Origin of the sequence: Streptomyces capoamus (genome assembly GCF_014654935.1) — a bacterium.
Classification (GTDB): domain Bacteria; phylum Actinomycetota; class Actinomycetes; order Streptomycetales; family Streptomycetaceae; genus Streptomyces; species Streptomyces capoamus.
In genome coordinates, this window is the sequence record NZ_BNBF01000025.1 from 100,554 (window position 1) to 102,523 (window position 1,970).

At 70.0% G+C, this 1,970-nt stretch carries 4 protein-coding genes; 1 reads left to right on the plus strand and 3 read right to left on the minus strand.

What is annotated here, in order from left to right; translation table 11 throughout:
* Window positions 1-41 precede the first annotated feature (41 nt).
* Window positions 42-122, minus strand: a complete 81-nt coding sequence (locus IE312_RS44195) for an Ms5788A family Cys-rich leader peptide (RefSeq protein WP_350751515.1) — start codon at window positions 120-122, stop codon at window positions 42-44.
* Between the two features lie 199 nt (window positions 123-321).
* Window positions 322-1,059: an LmeA family phospholipid-binding protein gene (locus tag IE312_RS31250; RefSeq protein ID WP_189985618.1), complete on the minus strand. Its 738-nt coding sequence runs from the start codon at window positions 1,057-1,059 to the stop codon at window positions 322-324.
* Window positions 1,060-1,190: 131 nt separating this feature from the next.
* Between IE312_RS31250 and IE312_RS31255 the strand changes: the two genes are divergently transcribed.
* Window positions 1,191-1,454, plus strand: a complete 264-nt coding sequence (locus IE312_RS31255; protein ID WP_189985619.1) for a DUF3099 domain-containing protein — start codon at window positions 1,191-1,193, stop codon at window positions 1,452-1,454.
* A 31-nt stretch (window positions 1,455-1,485) separates the two neighbouring features.
* Here the strand turns inward: IE312_RS31255 and IE312_RS31260 are convergent, their stop codons facing one another.
* Complete coding sequence (locus IE312_RS31260) at window positions 1,486-1,848, minus strand: DsrE family protein (RefSeq protein WP_189985620.1); 363 nt, start codon at window positions 1,846-1,848, stop codon at window positions 1,486-1,488.
* Window positions 1,849-1,970: the final 122 nt, after the last annotated feature.

Consider the following 1,970-nt stretch of genomic DNA (forward strand, 5'->3'; position numbering starts at 1 on the left):
TGGCAGCAGGGCGGGTGAGACGCGGGAGCCGGGGCTTCCGCTCAGAAGGGGCGACAGAGCATGGCGGCAACGCGGCACAGGTCCACTGCCCGCCGCTTCGTGAGATCCGCCTGTCGCTTCATGCCGTCGATCGTAGGGACGTCCGGGCGGGCGTGTCACCGGTGTGTCACATGGCGAGATACGATCGTCCGAATGGCGGAATGAGAAGAGCGCCCTGGGGGCCGGTGACGGCCTCCGGGCGCTCGCTCGGGCCCTTGCATCTACGGTGCGGACGTCGTCGTCTCGCCAGTCGGACGATCGCCTTTCCCGTCCGCTGTGCCCCTACCCCGCCAGCTTGACGTCCGAACCCTTGACCGTGATCTCCACACCGTCCTTCGCGGCCTGCACCTTGTCCAGCGTGATGCCGCCGGGCAGCTGGTCGATGGCCTGCTGGAAGTCGGTGATCTCGCGGATGCGGTTCTCGGCGACCGCCACGGCGCCCAGCTTGGGCAGGGAGTCCGCGTGCACCTCGACCTTGTTGTTCACCACGCTCACCGAACTGAGCACGGACACGGTCTGCTTGAGCCCCAGGGAGGCGACGGTGCCCTCCACGGCGACCTTGATCTTGCCGTTGCCGCCGTCGGAGAGGCCGACGATCCGGGCGGTCACCCCGGGCGCCACCTCGGTCGGCTCGGCCTTGGCGGTCTTCAGCAGTTCGGCGTAGGAGACCGTCGCGGTGCCGGTCGCGGTGGCCGCGGTGGCGGAGCTGTAGTCGCCGGAGAAGGCCACGCCCTTCATGTCGGCCTTGAGGTCGTCCACCCGGATGGTCTTGCCGGGCTTGCCGGTGGCCGCCTCGTAGTTCTTGATCTTCACCTCGACGTCGTCCAGGGAGCCGCCCGCGACCTGGGTGAGGAACGGGAAGCCCTTGATGTCCACGTCCGGCGTGGCGGCCAGGTTCTCGGTGGCCTTCAGCTTGTCCGCGGCCTCGCCCTCGGCGAAGTGCACGGCGACGCGGTCGACGACCACGAAGAGTGCGCCCAGGATCACGACGACGATCAGGAGTATTCGCAGGGCGCGCATGTGGGTGGTCCCCCGGGTCGGCGACGGTGTTCGGAATCCGGTACGGATACGCCACGGTAACCCCGCCGGGGCCCGCCGGAGCGGATTTGTGGATCAGTTGTGACAGGGTCCGGCGGTCCTACCCTGGACTTGTGTACGCACGCCGCCGGCACGCCTACTTCGCCATGATGGGGACCTGCATCGGACTCTTCGTCCTGGCGTGGGGCGTCGTGCGCCTGTGGTCCGTACCGGCGGCCGTCGGCATGTGCGTCGTGGCCATGGTCATCCCGCCGGTCGCCGCGATGATCGCCAACCGCCGGGGCCCGGATGACCGCTGGTGGGACGACCCCTCCGGCGACCCGAAGTCCGACGAGTGGTGGGACGAACTGGACGGCCGGAAGCGTCCGCGGCCGTAGGCCGGCAGCCGCGGGCCGGTGACCGCAGGGGTCAGTAGACGAGGGCCTGGGTGTCGTCCGCCAGGGACTCCTGGACGAACACCTGCGCGCCCGCGATCCGCACGCCCTCGACGACGTCCTCCTCCGTGATCCCCCGGCGGGCGGCGCACTGGGTGCACAGCGTGACGCGCCCGCCGGCGAGGACGGACTCGATCAGGTCGGGCAGCGGCGCGGCGTGCGGCAGCTCGAACTCGGCGGCCCGCCCCGGCAGTGCGAACCAGGAGGACTCCCCGGTCAGCCACAGCGACACCTCGACCCCGCTGGCCACGGCCACCGCGGCCACCGTGAACGCCTGCGAGCACCGCTCGGGAGCGTCCGCCCCGGCCGTCACCTTGATCACGAGCTTCTTCGCCATGCCCGAATCGTAATCCGCTTGCCCACAACTCCATGCACATGACATGAGTCTCCTGTGCAGGCGCGGACGACGGAGCCGCGCCTCCCGTTCCCTGGGGGGAGACCCTTGGACCCGTCCGAGAG